The sequence below is a fragment of the Streptomyces sp. NPDC041796 genome (genome assembly GCF_055590785.1).
Window position 1 is genome coordinate 324,241 of the sequence record NZ_JBVJAH010000008.1, and the last position, 16,583, is coordinate 340,823.

Sequence of the window (16,583 nt, forward strand, 5' to 3'; positions counted from 1 at the left end):
GGCTACTGCCACGCCCGGTCGTGCCCGGACAGCACGGCCGCGATCCGCCGCACCGCCGCCGGGTCGAGGAGACCGTCATGGTCCTCCGCGACCGTGTGAACCACGACCTCCCCGTCGGTGTACGGCTCCCAGTCCTCCGCCGGGCGCGGCGCGTCCGACGCCCTGAAGTGGAGCAGGGTGCCCCGGTACCGGGCGGGGGAGAAGGACGACAGCAGCCGGCCGGCCGCCGCGTGGTTCGCGCGCATCGCCGTCACCGCCGACTCCACCAGGCCCAGCCCCTCCACCGCGGCGTCCACGGTTTCCGTGCCCGGCTCCTCCACCGACGCGTCACCCGCGCCCGGATAGGCGTCGAGCAGCGCCAGCAGGCCGACGTCCTCACCCCGCTCCTGCAGACGGCAGGCCAGGGCCTGGGCGACCACACCGCCCAAGGACCAGCCCAGCAGCCGGTAGGGCCCGTGCGGCTGAACCCGCGTCAGCTCCGCCAGGTACACGTCGACCAACTGCTCCAGCGACTCCACCGCCGGTCCGCCCGCCAGGTTGGGTGCCTGGAGGGCGTGGATCGGTACGTCGTCCGGCACATGGGCCCGCAGGGCCGCGTACCGCCAGCCGAGGCCGGTGGCGGGCGCCGGGCACCACAAAGGCGCACGGTCCCCGGCCGGACGGAGGGTGAACAGCACGTCCAGGCCCGGCCCCGCGTCCGCCGCGGTCCGCAGCCGCCCGGCGAGCGCGGCCGCCGTCGGGTGACGGAAGAGGTCCGCCACCGCCACCTGCAGCCCGGTCGCGTCGTGCAGCCGGTCCCGCAGCCGCACCAGCAGCATCGAGTGGCCGCCGAGACCGAAGAAGTCGTCGTCGACGCCCACCTCCGGCACCTCCAGCACCTCCGCGAAGACCTCGCAGACCAGTGCCTCGGTGAGGTCCCGCGGGCCCCGGCCCGTACGCCGCTCCGCCTCCTGCGGCGCCGGCAACGCCCGCCGGTCGAGCTTGCCGTGGTCGGTCAGCGGCAGCGCGTCCAGCTCCACGAAGGCCGACGGCACCATGTAGTCCGGCAGCATCCGGGTCAGCTCGGCCCGCAGCGCGCCCGGATCGAAGACGGCGCCCGCCGCGGGGACGACGTAGGCGACGATGCGCTTGCCCCCGGGTCCGTCCTCCCGTACGTCCACGGCCGCCTGGACGACCGACGGATCGGCCGCCAGCGCGGCGGTGATCTCGCCGAGCTCGATCCGGAAGCCGCGTATCTTCACCTGGTCGTCCGTGCGGCCCAGGTAGTCGATCGTGCCGTCCGGCATCCAGCGGACCAGGTCACCCGTGCGGTACATCCGGGTGCCGGGCGGGCCGAACGGGTCCGCCACGAAGCGCTCCGCCGTCAGCGAGCGCCGGTCCAGGTAGCCGCGGGCGAGGCCGGCCCCCGCCAGGTAAAGCTCCCCGATCACCCCGGCGGGCACCGGCTGGAGCCGGGCGTCCAGGACGTACGCGGTGGTGTTCGCGGTCGGCCGTCCCACCAGCGGACGTTCACCGTCGGACACCCGCGCGGCCAGCGCGTCGACCGTGCACTCGGTGGGGCCGTACAGGTTGTACCCCGCCGTGCCCCGAAGCGCCCGCATGTCCCGCCACAGCGGGGACGGGACCGCCTCGCCGCCGACACCCAGCGCGAGCAGCGGGCAGCGGCCGTCCTGGACGAGTCCGGCGCCCGCGAGCTGCATCGCGTGCGACGGGGTGACCTCGATGAAGTCGATGCGGTGCTCGGTGATGAAAGACACCAGCAGGTCCGGGTCGCGCAGCGTGTCCTCGGTGACGATGTGCAGCGCGTGCCCGTCGAGCATCCAGAGCTGGGGCTGCCACGAGGCGTCGAAGGCGAACGACCAGCCGTGGGCCACCCGCAGACTCCGCCCGCCCGCCGCCGCGACGGTGGGCCGGTAGAGGAGTTCGCGGTGGCTGTGGAACAGGTTGGCGATGCTCCGGTGCTCCACCACGACGCCCTTGGGCAGGCCCGTGGAACCGGAGGTGTAGATGACGTACGCCGGGTGCTGGGGCAGCGGGTGCGGCAGCTCGCCCGTCTCCAGGCTCTCGCCCGTCTCCAGGCTCTCGTCCGCCAGCAGCGCCTGTGTCTCCGGCGCGTCCAGGACCAGCGTCTCGGTCCCGCCCTCTCCGGCCAGGTGGGCCAGCTCCCCGGTGGTGATGAGCAGCCGGGGCCGGGAATCGCCGAGGATGTGCGCGATACGCCCCGCCGGGTAGCCGGGGTCGATGGGTACGTACGCCCCACCGGCACGCATGACGGCCAGCAGCGCGACCACCGTGTCCGCGGCACGCGGCAGCAGCATCGCCACCATCCGCTCGGGCCCCACACCCCGGTCCCTCAGAACGCGGGCCAGCCGCGCCGTACGCCGCTCCAACTGGGCGAACGTGTACGCGATGTCGCCGCACACCAGAGCCGTGGCGTCCGGCGTGCGCTCCACCTGGCGGGTGAACAGCTCGGTCAGCGTCGCGACCGGCGCCTCGACCACGTCGCCCTTCCAGTCGACGAGCACGTGGCGGCGCTCGTCGGCGGACAGCAGGTCCAGACTGCCCAGCGGCCGGTCGGGGTCGTCGGTGACGGCCTGGAGCACCCGCAGGAAGCGGGTGGCCATGTTGGCGACCGTGTCGTGGTCGAACAGGTCGGTGCTGTACTCGACGCCCAGCCGCATTCCGTCGACACCGTGCTCCTCCACGATCTCGAAGGCCAGGTCGAACTTCGCGGTCCCCATGTCCACCGGCTCCTGCCGGACGGAGACGTCCCCGAGCGCCAGGTCCATCGAGGGCCTCGCCTGGTGGCTCAGCATCACCTGGAACAGCGGGTGGCGGGCCATGGAACGGGCCGGGTTGAGCAGCTCCACCAGACGCTCGAACGGGAGGTCCTGGTGCGCGTACGCCGCCAGGTCGGTCTCCCGGACACGGGCCACCAGCTCCCGGAAGCCCGGATCGCCGGACGTGTCGGTGCGCAGCACCAACGTATTGGCGAAGAAGCCCACGACGTCGTCCACGGCGTCGTCACCGCGCCCCGCGATCGGCGTCCCGACGGGGATGTCCGCACCGGCGCCCAGCCGGTTGAGCAGCGCCCCCAGCGCCGCGTGCAGCACCATGAACACGCTGGCGTCGCAGCGGCGCGCCAAGGCCCGCACGGCCCGGTGCAGGGACGGGGGGACGTCGACGTCGACGGTGGCCCCGCGCAGGCTCGGCACGGCGGGCCGGGGCCGGTCCGTGGGCAGCGGGAGCTCCTCCGGCAGGCCGTCCAGCGCCTTGCGCCAGAACTCCGCCTGCTGGTGCAGCACCCCGTTCGGGTCCCCCTCGTCACCGAGGAGCTGTCGCTGCCACACGGCGTGGTCGGCGTAACCGACGGGCAGCGGCGACCAGCCGGGCCGCTCGCCCCCGGCACGCGCGGTGTAGGCGTCCGCCAGGTCCCGCAGCAGCGGCAGCGCGGACCAGCCGTCGGCCGCGATGTGGTGCAGCACCAGGATGAGGACGTGCTCGTCGGCACCCAGGGCGAACAGCTCGGCGGCGAAGGGCGCCTCCTCGTCGATGCGGAACGGCCGCGCCGCCGCGTCCGCGAGCCGCCCGGCCAGCTCCGCCTCGGTCACCGGAGTGACCGGCAGCTCTGGCCGTGCGGATTCCGCGCCGAGGACGACCTGCCGGGGCGTACCGGCTTCGTCGGGCAGCACGGTGCGCAGCGCCTCGTGCCGGTCGGTCAGGTCACCGAGCGCCGACCGGAGCGCGGCGGCGTCGAGGGCGCCGGTGAGCCGGGCCGCGAAAGCCATGTTGTAGGCCGGGTTCGGCCCCTCCAGCCGGTACAGGAACCACATGCGCTGCTGTGCGAACGACAGCGGCAGCGGATCGGGCCGCATCCCGGCCCGCAGCGGCGGCCGGCTGCTGCGAGTGCCCAGCCGTTGCGCCAGGGCGGCGACCGTGGGCGCGTCGAAGACCGTCCGCAGCGCCAGCTCGACACCCATGGTCGAGCGGACCCGGCTGGCGAGCCGTGTCGCGAGCAGCGAGTGCCCGCCCAGGGCGAAGAAGTCGTCGTCGACGCCGACCTCCGGCACGCCGAGGACCTCGGCGAACAGGTCGCAGAGGATCTCCTCCGACGGGTTGCGCGGGCGGCGGCCGGCGACCGGCCGGTCGAGCTGGGGCGCGGGCAGGGCGCGGCGGTCCAGCTTCCCGCTGGGCGTCAGCGGAAGCGCGTCCAGCACGACGAACGCGGACGGCACCATGTGCTCCGGCAGCGCCGCCGCCAGGTGACGGCGCAGCTCCGCGGGACCGGCCGCCCCCGTCGCGTAGGCGACCAGCACCGGGTCGCCGTCCGCGCCGAGGTCGCGCCGGGCCACCACGGCCGCCTCCCGCACGCCGGGGTGCAGGGCCAGTACGCCCTCGATCTCACCGGGCTCGATGCGGAACCCGCGTATCTTCACCTGGTCGTCGGTCCGGCCGAGATACTCGATCACCCCGTCCGCGCCGCGCCGGGCCAGGTCGCCCGTGCGGTACATGCGGCTCCCGGGCGGCCCGAAGGGGTCGGCGACGAACCGCTCGGAGGTCAGCCCCGCCCGCCCGAGGTAGCCGTGGGCCAGCTGAGGGCCCGCCAGGTACAGCTCGCCCGGTACACCGGTCGGGACCGGACGCAGCGCCGCGTTCAGGACGTACGCCGAGGTGTTCCACACCGGACGGCCGATCGGCACACCGTCACGGTCCCGGCCGTCGCCGGCGCACTGCCAGGAGGTGACGTCCACGGCCGCCTCGGTGGGGCCGTACAGGTTGTGCAGTTCCACCGAGCCGCCGAACAGCCCGTGGAACCCGCGCACCAGGTCGGGCGTGAGCGCCTCACCGCTGCACAGCACCCGGGTGAGGCCCGTGCAGCCGGCGGCGTCGGGCTCGGCGAGGAACGCGCGCAGCATCGACGGGACGAAGTGGGCGGTGGTGACGCCCTGTTCCTGGATCAGCCGGGCCAGGTACTGCGGGTCCAGGTGACCCCCGGGGCGGGCCACCACCAGCGTCGCTCCGGTGATCAGCGGCCAGAAGAACTCCCACACCGACACGTCGAAGCTGGAGGGCGTCTTCTGGAGCACGCGGTCGGCCCCCGTCAGGCCGTACTCGTCCTGCGTCCACAGCAGCCGGTTGACGATCGCCGAGTGGGGCACGACGACCCCCTTGGGGCGGCCTGTCGAACCGGAGGTGTAGATGACGTACGCCGGATCCGCCGGGGAGACGGACACCGGGGGCGCGCCCTCGGGGAGCGGGAGAGCCGCCGCCTCCGGACCGTCGAGGGTGAGCACACCCTCCGCCGGGGGAAGCAGGTCCAGCGTCGCGGTGTCCGTCAGGACGGCGACCGGGCGCGCGTCGCGCAGCATGTAGGCAATGCGGTCCGCCGGGTAGCCGGGGTCCACGGGCAGGTACGCGGCACCGGCGCGCAGGACGGCGGCCAGCGCCACCACCAGGTCGGTGGAGCGGGGCAGCGCGACGGCGACCACCGTGCCCGGCCCCGCCCCCTGCCGGACGAGCCGGCCCGCGATCCGCTCGGCCCGGGCGTCCAGTTCGGCGTAGCTCAGCTCCGTGCCCTCGAACACCACGGCGGTCGCGTCCGGGGTGCGGGCCACCTGCTCCGCGAGGAGCGCGGTCAGGGTGGTGTCCGGTACGGCGTGGGCGGGGCCGGGCGCGGTCAGCAGCCGCGTCTCGTCCGGCCCGAGCAGGTCGACGCGCCCCAGGGGGCCGTCCGGTGCGGTGACGAACGCCTCGAAGGCGCGGTGGAGCCGCTCGGCGACGGCCCGTACCCGCTCCTCGTCCAACGCGTCGGGCCGGTACCCCAGTTCGAGCCGCAGGCACGCGCCCGGCAGCACGGTCAGCGCCAGCGGGTAGTGCACGCCCTCGTCGCCGCCGGCGGCCTCCAGGCGGAGCCCGGGGGCGAGTTCGGCCAGCGACTCGGGGTCGAACGGGTAGTTCTCCACCACGGCCAGCGTGTCGAACAGCTCCCGTCCGCCGGCCACGCGCTGCACCTCGGCCAGGCCCAGGTGCTGGTGCGCGACCAGCGCCGACTGCTCCTCCTGGAGGCGGGCCAGGGCCTTCGCGAACGGCTCGTCCGGGGGCAGGGTGACCCGTACCGGGACGGTGTTGACGAACACGCCGACCATCGACTCGACCCCGGGCAGGTCCGCGGGCCGCCCGGACACCGTGGTGCCGAACACGACGTCCTCCCGGCCGAGGGAACGTCCCAGTGTGAGCGCCCAGGCGCCCTGGACCACGGTGCCCAGGGTCAGGCCGCGGGACCGGGCGGCGGCGGTGACCGAGGCGGTCAGCTCCCGGTCGAGTTCGACGACGACCTTGCGCGGCGGGACCGTCACCGACTCGGACGCGCCGGGTGCCACGAGGGCCGGACCGTCCACGTCCGCCAGCGCGGTCCGCCACGCGGCCTCGGCGGCGGCACGGTCCTGGGCGGCGAGCCAGTCCAGGTACACCCTCGGGGAGGCCGCCGGCGGCAGCGGGCGGCGGCCGTCGGCCGCGTAGTGCGCGAACAGCTCCTGGACCAGCAGCGGCTGGGACCAGCCGTCGAGCACGATGTGGTGGTTGGTGAGCACCAGCCTGTGCAGCCCGGGCGCCAGGCGCAGCAGGGTGAACCGGACCAGCGGCGGCTGCCCGAGGTCGAACCCCCGCTCGCCGTCCCGGGCGGTGAGGCGTTCGGCCTCCCGGTCCCGCTCGCCGTCGGGCAGCCCCGCCAGGTCGGTGAAGCTCCAAGGGACCTGCACCCGGGAGGGGATGAGCGCCGCCGCCTTGCCCTGCCGGTTGCGGCGGAACGCGGCCCGCAGGCCCGGGTGGCGGTCCAGCAGGGACTGGGCGGCGGCCCGCAGCCTCGGCTCGTCCAGCGGCCCGCGCAGCGTCAGGGTGAGCCGTCCCACGTAGACGTCGTGGCCGTCGGTGTCGAGCTCCGCGCGGAACAGCAGTCCCTCTTGCAGCGGGGTCAGCGGGAGGATGTCCTCCAGCTTGGAGCGGGCAGTCACGAAAGCCTCCAGTCGGCTTCGAAATCGTCGATCTCGTCCTGGCTGAGGGAGATCAGGGAGAGGTCGGAGGGTGTCCAGCCCCCCGCGTCGGGCTCGTCGGTGTGGGCGACCAGAGCGGCCAGGTACGCCAGCCAGCCGTCGGCGAGGGACCGCACGACGTCGACGTCCACGGCTTCGCCCGCGTACGACCACGTGGCGCTCAGCCGCGCCCCCTCGGGTCCGGCCGCGACATGGACGTCGATCTCCAGGGCGTGGGCGAGAGGCAGGGCCGGGTCCACTCCGTGGAACAGGCCGTCGTCCTCCGCCACCGGCTGCCACGGTTCCCCGGCACCGCCGGAGCCGAACCGCCCCAGGTAGTTGAAGCAGATCTCGGGTACGGGCAGCCCGGCCAGGCGGCCCGCGGTCTCCGGGTTGAGGTGGCGCAGCGCCCCGAACCCAAGACCGCCGTCGGTCACGGCCCGCAGCTGCTCCTTGACGGCCTTCAGCGCCCGCCCCACCGCCGGGCCGCCGGCGCGGGCCTCGGCCAGGTCGACCGGCCCGGGATCGAGCCGCACCGGGTGCACGGTCGTGAACCAGCCCACGGTCTGGGCCAGATCGGTGCCGTCCGCGACGGACTCCTCACGGCCGTGACCCTCAAGCTGCACGCTCACCCCCGGGTCCGCGGCGCCACTGCCCGAAGACGCCCGCCGGTGCTCGGCCACGGCGAGGGCCAGGGCCGTCAGCAGGACGTCCTCGACCCCCGCGTGGAAGGCCGCGGGCACGCGGGTCAGCAGCGCCTCGGTGTCGTCGGTGCCCACGGACACGGTGTGCCTGCGGGAGGTCGCGGCGGTGTCCCGGGCGGGGTCGAGGGCGCGGCCCGCCACCGGCGTACCACCGGAGCCCAGGGCACGGGCCCAGTCGTCGGCCTGCCGGACGGTCGCGTCGCGCCGGGCGTACGCGCGCAGCAGCTCGCCCCAGGCGCGCAGCGACGTGCCGACCGGTGGCGCCTGCTCGCCCCGCCACGCGGCGGCCAGATCGGCGCACAGCACACGCCAGGACACGCCGTCGACCACCAGGTGGTGGATGACCAGGACCAGACGGCCGCTCGTGTCCGCGCCGTCCGGTTCCCACCACACCGCCTGCACCATGACGCCGGACGCGGGGCTCAGCCGGTCACGGGCGGCCGCGGCCTCCGTGGCGGGGTCCGCCTCGGCGCGCCGCAGCACGTCCCCGGCACGTACCGCGCCGGGCGGCGGGGCGTCGAGCTGCCAGGAGCCGTCCGCCGCGCGCACCAGGCGGGCCCGCAGGGCCGGGTGGCGGTCGAGCACCGCCTGGAGCACGGCGGTGAGCCGGTCGAACGTCAGCCCCGCCGGGGTGTGCAGCGTCATGCCCTGGCTGTAGCCGTCGACGGAGGCGACGGGAGAGGCCGATTCGGCGAGCTCCCGCAGCCACGCCATGATCGGCGTCTCCGGAACGCGCCCGACCCCGTCGTCCGGCGTCCGGTCCGGGCCGTCCTGCACCCGCTGGACGACGGTGGCCAGCGCGGCCGGTGTCTGGTGGCGGAAGACGTCGCGGGGCCCGAGCGCCCAGCCCGCCGCCCGGGCCCGGCCGACCAGCTGGAGGGAGATGATGCTGTCGCCGCCCAGCTCGAAGAAGTTGCCGTCGGCGTCCACCGTCTCCTGGTCGAGCAGGGTGGCGAACAGGTCGCAGAACAGCCTCTCCACCTCGGTCACCGGTGCCCGTCCACCGCCCTGTTCGGGCAGCTCGGGCACCGGCAGCGCGGCACGGTCCAGCTTGCGGTTGGCCGACTGCGGCAGCCGCTCCATCGGCACCCACAGCGCGGGCACCATGTGCTCGGGCAGCAGGGCGCTCGCATGGGCCCGCCAGACGGCGGGCTCGGCCGGGTGGCCGGGTGCCGCGACCACGTAGGCCACCAGACGGCGCGAGCCGGGCAGGTCGTCGCGGGCGATCACCGCGACCTCGGCGACGCTCTCGTGCCGCCCTAGGACGGCCTCGATCTCCCCCGGTTCGATGCGGAAGCCGCGGATCTTGACCTGGTGGTCGGCCCGGCCGAGGCACTCCAGCTCCCCGTCGAAGGTCCAGCGCGCCAGGTCGCCCGTGCGGTACATGCGGGACCCCGCCGGTCCGTACGGGTCGGCGGTGAACCGCTCGGCGGTCAGGGAGGGCCGTCCGAGGTAGCCGCGGGCGAGACCCGCGCCCGCGAGGTACAGCTCGCCGGTCACGCCCGGCGGGACCGGCCGCAGCCGCTCGTCCAGCACGTACGCCGTCGCGCCCCTGATGGGCCGTCCGATGCGGGGCGTGCCCTCACCGGTGACCCGGGCGACGACCGAGTCCACGGTGCACTCGGTCGGGCCGTAGAAGTTGTACGCCGTCGTCGCCGGATGGGCGCCGAGCTCCCGCCACAGGGAGTCCGGCATGGCGTCCGCGCCCGGGCCCAGCAGGGCGGGGCGGTGCCTGCCCTCCTCCAGGAGGCCGTGCTTGATGAGCTGCTGGAGATGGGCGGGCGTGAGGTCCAGGTAGTCGATCCGCTCCTCCGCGACGTACGCGGCCACGGCCTCGGCGTCCGGATAGCTCAGCTCGTCCAGGACGTGGAGCTCGTGCCCGCCCACCATCAGCAGCACCGGGTCGAGCGAGGCGTCGAACGCGAACGAGGCGATGTGCCCCACCCGCAGCCTGCGGCCGCCGGTCTCGGGCACCTCGGGCGGGAACAGCGTCGAGGTGTGCGCGGAGAACAGGTTGGCCAGGTTCGCGTGGGTCACCACCACGCCCTTGGGGCGCCCGGTCGACCCGGAGGTGTAGATCACGTACGCGGCGTCGCCGGGCCGGGCGGGCGTCGGGGGCACGGGTGTCTCCGGCGCCTCGGCGTCCACGAACACCACCGGCAGTTCCGGCCGCCGCGGCAGGCCGTCCGCCAGCTCGCGCGTGGTCAGCAGGCACACGGGAGCGGCGTCGTCCAGGGTCTGCGCCAGCCGCTCCACCGGGTAGGAGGGGTCCAGCGGCAGGAACGCCGCGCCCGCACGCAGGACACCGAGCAGCGCGGCGACCATCTCGTGGCGCGGCAGCGCCAGTGCGACGAGCCGCTCCCGGCCCGCCCCCCGCGCGGCGACCAGCCGGGCGATCCGCTCCACCCGGGCGTCGAGCTCGGCGTAATCGATCCGCTCGACGGCACCGGAGCCGGAACCGAGAACCAGAGCGACCGCGTCCGGGGTGGCCCGGGCCTGCCGGGCGAACGCCTCGTGCAGCAGGGGCGCCTCGGGTGCCGGCACGGGGCGGGCCAGCAGCGTGCCCCGCTCCTCCTCGGTCAGCAGGTCGTGGTCACCGACGGGCAGGTCCGGCCGGGCGACGGCGGCGGCGAGCAGCCGCACCAGGCGACCGGTCAGCTCCTCGACCGTGCTGGGGTCGAACAGGTCCGCGCTGTACTCGGCGAAGCCGCTGACCGCGTCCCTCTCACCGACCGGGTCGAACCGCTCGATGAACGTCAGGCTCAGGTCGAACGTCGCCGTGCCGGTGGACACCACGTGCGGCCGGGTTCGCAGACCCTCGACGGGGAGCTGCGACGCCGTGCCGCTCTGGTGTACCACCATCACCTGGAACAGCGGGTGACGGGCGGTGGAACGCGGCGGGTTGAGGATCTCCACCAGCCGCTCGAACGGAAGGTCCTGGTGCTCGAACGCGGCCACTGCCGTGTCCCGGACCCGCCGCAGCAGAGCCTCGAACGACGGGGCGCCCGAGACGTCCGTGCGCAGGACGAGCGTGTTGACGAAGAAGCCGACGAGGTCGTCGAGCGACTCCTCCCCGCGTCCCGCGACGGGCGTGCCGATCGGGATGTCGTCGCCGGCACCCAGCCTGCTCAGCAGGGCCGCCACGGCCGCCTGGTAGACCATGAACGGGGTGACGCCGAGCGTGGCCGCGAGCGTACGCACCTGGAGGGCCAGTTCGGGTTCGACGGTGAACCGGACCATCCCGCCCCTGTTGGACGACTCGGGCGGACGCGGCCGGTCGGTGGGCAGCCGCAGTTCGTCGGGCGCGCCCCGCAGGGCCTCCTTCCAGAACGCGGCCTGCCGCGCGGTCATGCTGCCCGGGTCATCGGCGTCTCCGAGCAACCGCCGCTGCCAGACGGCGAAGTCGGCGTACCGCACGGGCAGCTCGGGCCAGTCGGGCGACCGGCCGGCCGACCGCGCCCGGTAGGCGTCGGCCAGGTCGCGGACCAGTACCGGCAGTGACTGCCCGTCCCCGGCGATGTGGTGCAGCAGAAGCAGCAGCACATGCTCCTCGGGAGCGATCTCGAACAGCACGACGCGCAGCGGCGGTTCCTCTGCGAGGGCGAACACGTGTGCCGCGGCGGCGGCCAGTTCCGCCTCCACACCGGCGGCGGTCGAGCGGCGCACCTCCAGTCGCGGGCCCCGCTCCGGCTCCAGGACGACCTGGCACGGTACTCCGTCACGCTCGACGAAGACCGTACGCAGGATGTCGTGCCGTACGGCGACGTCCGCGACGGCTCCTGCCAGGGCGGCGCGGTCCAGCGGGCCCTTGATGCGGAGGGCGGTGGGGATGTTGTACGCCGGACCCGGCTCCTCCAGGCGGTGGAGCAGCCACAGCCGCTGCTGCGCGAACGACAGCGGCGCGGGCTCGCCCGCCAGACCGGCGGTGAGCGGCGGGTGTTCGGTGTCCTCGGCCCGGCCCTCGGCCTCGTCGAGTACGCGGGTCAGCGCGGCGGGCGTCGGCGCGTCGAACAGCGCGCGCAGGGCGGGCCGGGTCCCGAACTCGGTCTGGACGCGGGTGATCAGCCGTGCGGCGAGCATCGAGTGGCCGCCGAGCAGGAAGAAGTCGTCGTCCGGTCCGACCCCGGGAACATCGAGCACGGTGGCGAACAGCTCGCACAGCTTCGCCTCGCGCGGGGTGGCGGGCTCCCGGCCGTCCGTGCGGGTGTACACCGGCGCGGGCAGCGCCCGGCGGTCCAGCTTGCCGTTGCTGGTCAGCGGCAGCCGCTCCAGCACGACGATGGCGGCGGGCACCATGTGCGCGGGCAGCGTGGCCGCCAGCTCGTCCCGCAGCCGGGCGGTGTCGGGCGTCGCAGTTCCCTCGGGGGGCACCACGTAGGCGACCAGACGCGGGTCGCCCGGCTGGTCCTCGCGGGCGATGACGGCGGCCTGCGCGACGGCCGGGTCACGGCGCAGGAGCTGCTCGATCTCACCGGGTTCGATCCGGAAGCCGCGGATCTTGACCTGGTGGTCGACCCGGCCCAGGTACTCCAGGACCCCGTCCGCGGTCCAGCGGGCCAGGTCGCCGGTCCGGTACATACGGCTGCCGGGCTCGCCGAACGGATCGGCGACGAACCGCTCCGAGGTGAGCCCCGGCCGGCCGAGGTAGCCGCGCGCGAGCCCGTCACCGGAGACGTACAGCTCACCGGGCGAGCCGGGCGGCACCGGGTGGAGCCGGTCGTCCAGGAGCCGTACGGCCGTGTTGTGCACCGGGCCGCCGATGGGCACGACGGGACCGGAGTGATCCGGGGCGCAGGTCCACAGGGTGGCGTCGACGGTGGTCTCGGTGGGGCCGTACGAGTTGAACATCCGGGTGGTGGCCGACCAGCGCCGCATGAGCTCGGCGGGGCAGGCCTCGCCGGCCACGATCAGCGTCGTCCCGGCGGGCAGCGACCGCTCGTCCGGCAGCGTGGCCAGCACGCCGGGGGGCAGCGTCAGATGGGTGACCGCGTGCCGTGCGCAGAACTCGGCGAGTGGCGGCCCGAGCCGCTTCTCGGTGGGGACGATCACGAGCGTCGCCCCGGTGAGCAGGGCCATGGTCCACTCCCACACCGAGGTGTCGAAGCTGAACGACGCGAACTGGAGCACCGTGCTGCCCGGGCCGGCGCCGAGTTCCTCCGCCATGGTGGAGACCAGGCTCGGGATGCCCTCATGGGTCACCACGACGCCCTTGGGACGCCCGGTGGACCCCGAGGTGTAGATCAGGTAGGCCGCGTGACCGGGTGTCACGGGGTGTACGGCGGCCCGCGCGTCCCGGCTGGGCCGCGTGTCGTCGTCGAGGCGGACCAGGGGAACGTCACCCCGCGGAAGCCGGGCGGCGGACGCGGAGTCCGTCACCAGCAGGCCGGGCCGGGCGTCCTCCAGCATCAGCGCGATGCGGTCGGCCGGGTACTCCGGATCGACCGGCAGGTAGGCGGCTCCGGCCTTCATCACGGCGAGCGCGGCCACCAGGAAGTCACCGGAGCGCGGGAGGGCCACGGCCACCACGCGTTCCGGTCCGGCTCCCAGCGCCGCCAGGTCACCGGCGAGCCGGTCGGAGCGCTCGTCCAGCTCCGCGTAGGTCAGCCGGTGTTCCCGCCCGCCCTCGGTCTCCCAGACCAGCGCGGTGGCCCCGGGATCGCGGCGGGCCCGGGCCCGGAACAGCTCCGGCATGGTGGCGCCCTCCACCGGCCGCCGGTCGCTGCCCCAGGTCGTCAGGACCTGTTCGCGCTCGTCGGGATCCAGCAGGTCGAGGTCGCCGAGCGGCGTGTCCGGGGCGTCCAGCGCCGTTTCCAGCAGCCGCTCGAACCGGCCGAGCAGGCGCTCGACCGTGGACCGCGCATAGAGGTCGCGGCGGTACGTGGTGTCGAGAGTGAGGGTGCCCGAGCCGTCCAGGACGGCGGACACCGCCAGGTCGAACGCGGCAGCGCCGCCCGGTACCGGACACTCGGTCAGCCTCACACCGGGCAGTTCGAAACCTTCCCAGACGTCGCTGCGCAGCGAGAACATCACGTCGAAGAACACGTGGTGTCCCGCCGCGCGCTCCGGGCGCAGCTCCTGGACCAGCGTGTCGAAGGGCACGGTCTGGTGCGCGTAGGCGCTCAGACACACCTCGCGGACGTGCTGGAGGAACGAGCGGAAGGTGGTGTCCGGGCCGGCCAGGGTGCGCAGCACCAGCGTGTTGCCGAAGTTGCCCACCAGCCGTTCCGCGCCGCCTTCCGTACGCAGGACGGCGGGCGAGCCGACGAGGACGTCGGGCGCGCCGGCGGTCCGGTGCAGCAGCGCGTTGAAGGTCGCGAGCAGGGCCATGAAGGGGCTGACGCCCTCGGCGCGGCACAGCGCGTGCATCCGCTCGCGCAGCGGCGCGGGCAGCGTACGGACCAGCCGCCCGCCCTTCTCGGTGCGGGCGGGGGAGCGGGGGAAGTCCGTGGGCAGCGGGAGAGGGGCGGGCGGGGCCGCGAGACGTTCGCGCCAGTGGTCGAGGTCCGCCATGTTCCACGGCGCGCGCTGCGCCTCGCGCACGGCGAGGTCGGCGTACTGGAGGGGCAGTTCCGGCGGAGCATCGTTCTTGTAGACGGAGGCGACCTCCTGGAGCAGGACCTGCCAGCTGCCGTCGTCCCAGGCGATGTGGTGGGCGACCAGCACCAGAACGTGCTCGTCCGCCGCGAACCGCAGGATCTCCAGCCTGACGGGCGTGTCCACCGACAGGTCGAACGGGCGCTCCGCCAGGCGGGCCGCCGCATCGTCCGTGGCGGTCTGCCGGTCCTCGGGCGCGACCGCCGTCAGATCGGTCTCGCCGATGACCGGCTCGGTGTCCGGGGCGAGGACCTGGACCGGTTCCCCGTCGTCCCCGGCGCGGTAGACGGTACGCAGCACGTGGTGCCGCTCGATCACGGTCCGCAGGGCCTGCCGCAGCCCCGGAACGGACAACTCCCCTGAAAGGCGTACCGCTACACATATGTTGTAGGCGGTGCCACGGGGCTCCAACTGGTGCAGCAGCCACATCCTGCGCTGTGCGGAGGAGAGCGGCGCCGGTCCCTCGGTCAGGGCCGATGCCGTGCCCTGAGTGGTTTGATCCTCGTTGTCCGGCTTCCGGGCGATGCCGCGAGCAGCCAGTTGACGACGCAACAGCTCACGGCGTCGTTCATTCACATCTTTGCTGTGGCCGATGTTCGCACCCGACAAGAAGGTTCACGTCCCCTCAAGGCCTGACTGATGGGCCGAACCATAACTTAGGATAGCCTTATCTTGCTATCGTGAGCCCGCTCGCCGGGCCGCCGCCCGGTGGGTCGAGGCCCCGAGGCGGAGGACCGGCGTTGCGCATCAGAGAACTGGCCCTGGATCTGTCCCCCTTGAGGGCGGGCGGCCCGCTCGGGCTCGTACTGGCCACCCGCGTCCTCGCCCTGCTGTGCATAGGGCTGACCTCGGTCGGCGTGGTCGTGCAGGTCTACGAGCGGACCGGCTCGTCGGCGCAGGTCGGGGCCGTCAGCCTGGTCCTCGGCACGGGCCTGCTGCTCGGCTTCATGGTGGGCGGAGTGCTCACCGACCGCAGGGACCGCAAGGGCCTCATCCTGGTGGGTAGCGGCTGGGCCGTCGTCACCTTCGCGGCCCTGTCGGCGAACGCGGCGGCCGACCGCCCGGCGCTGTGGGTCGTCTATGTCTCGGGGGCCCTGTTCGGCTTCACGGAGGGCGTCGCGGAGACCGCCCTCACCGCCGTGGTGCCCACGCTGGTGAGCGAGGAGCACATCCCCGCCACCGGAGCCCTCGTGACGGTCACCACCACGCTCGGCTCGATCGCCGGACCCATGCTCGGCGGCGTACTGATCGCCGGCCCCGGGCTCGCCACCACCTTCGCGCTCGCGGCGGCCGGCACGGCGGCCACCACGCTGCTGCTGACCCGGCTCGGGCCGATGCCGCCGACGGGGCCGGAGGCCGAGTCCGCCCCCGTCGCGGACGCCGGTGCCGTGCCCCTGACCAAGGACGACACTGGCAAGCCCGACGAGGACGGGACCGGGGCCGTCGTGTCCGGGACCGCGACCCGGCCCGGTGTTCTCCACTCGCTGCGCGAGGGGTTCGCGTTCATCCGGGGCAGCGACGTCGTCGCCGCCGTGCTGGTCGTGGACCTGTGCGCCGCCCTCTTCGCCACGCCGACCGCCCTCTACCCGCAGTTCGCCGAGGAACGTTTCGGCGGAGGGGCGGAGTTGGTGGGTCTGCTCACCACCGCTCCGATGATCGGCGCCGCGGTGGCCTCGCTCGCCTCGGGGTGGACCGGCCGGACGCGCCACCAGTGGCGGGTGCTGTGCGGGGCGGTCGCCGCGTGGGGGCTGGCCTGCCTCGGGTTCGGACTCAGCCCGTTCCTCGGGTTCGGTCTGCTCTTCCTCGCGCTCGGCGGTGTGGCCGACACCATCTCGGAGATCATGCGCCGCACGCTGTTGATGCGGCACACCCCGGATCCCCTGCAGGGGCGGGTGAGCAGCCTCTGGCTCGCCCAGGCCATGACCGCGCCCGCACTCGGCGGTGTCCTGGCCGGACTTGTGGCTTCGGTCGTCGGCCCGGCCACCACCGTCGCCGCCGGAGGCGCTGTCTGCGTCGGCACCCTGGCCCTGGTCATGCTGCGCTACCGCGCCCTGTGGAAAGGCCCCGACGCCCCCACCCCGCGACCGGACAAAACGGCGGGTGACTCGGCGGTAGGGAGTAACAGTGACGCAACGGCGGCGCCCTGAGCCTTGATAGCAAGTACTTAGGTATGGCTATCCTTTCCATGTGTTTTTCACCTCGCAGGGCCGATCCGCGGCGCCCGTTCGACCGCCCGAGACGGTTCCGCGACGCACCA

3 protein-coding genes are annotated in these 16,583 nt (G+C 74.2%); 1 reads left to right on the plus strand and 2 read right to left on the minus strand.

Features of this window, described 5'->3' with window-relative positions:
* Window positions 1–2: 2 nt before the first annotated feature.
* Together ACZ6C1_RS19055 and ACZ6C1_RS19060 are read right to left on the minus strand one after the other, a co-directional pair.
* On the minus strand, window positions 3–7,010 hold the full coding sequence (locus tag ACZ6C1_RS19055; RefSeq protein WP_469242253.1) for an amino acid adenylation domain-containing protein: 7,008 nt from the start codon (window positions 7,008–7,010) through the stop codon (window positions 3–5).
* Entirely contained in the window at window positions 7,007–14,902 is a 7,896-nt protein-coding gene (locus tag ACZ6C1_RS19060; RefSeq protein WP_469242254.1) for an amino acid adenylation domain-containing protein, read from the minus strand. Before ACZ6C1_RS19060 ends, ACZ6C1_RS19055 begins: the two co-directional genes overlap by 4 nt.
* Before the next feature lie 164 nt (window positions 14,903–15,066).
* Here ACZ6C1_RS19060 and ACZ6C1_RS19065 point away from each other — a divergent pair, with 164 nt between their 5' ends.
* Complete coding sequence (locus ACZ6C1_RS19065) at window positions 15,067–16,473, plus strand: MFS transporter (protein WP_469242255.1); 1,407 nt, start codon at window positions 15,067–15,069, stop codon at window positions 16,471–16,473.
* Window positions 16,474–16,583 lie beyond the last annotated feature (110 nt).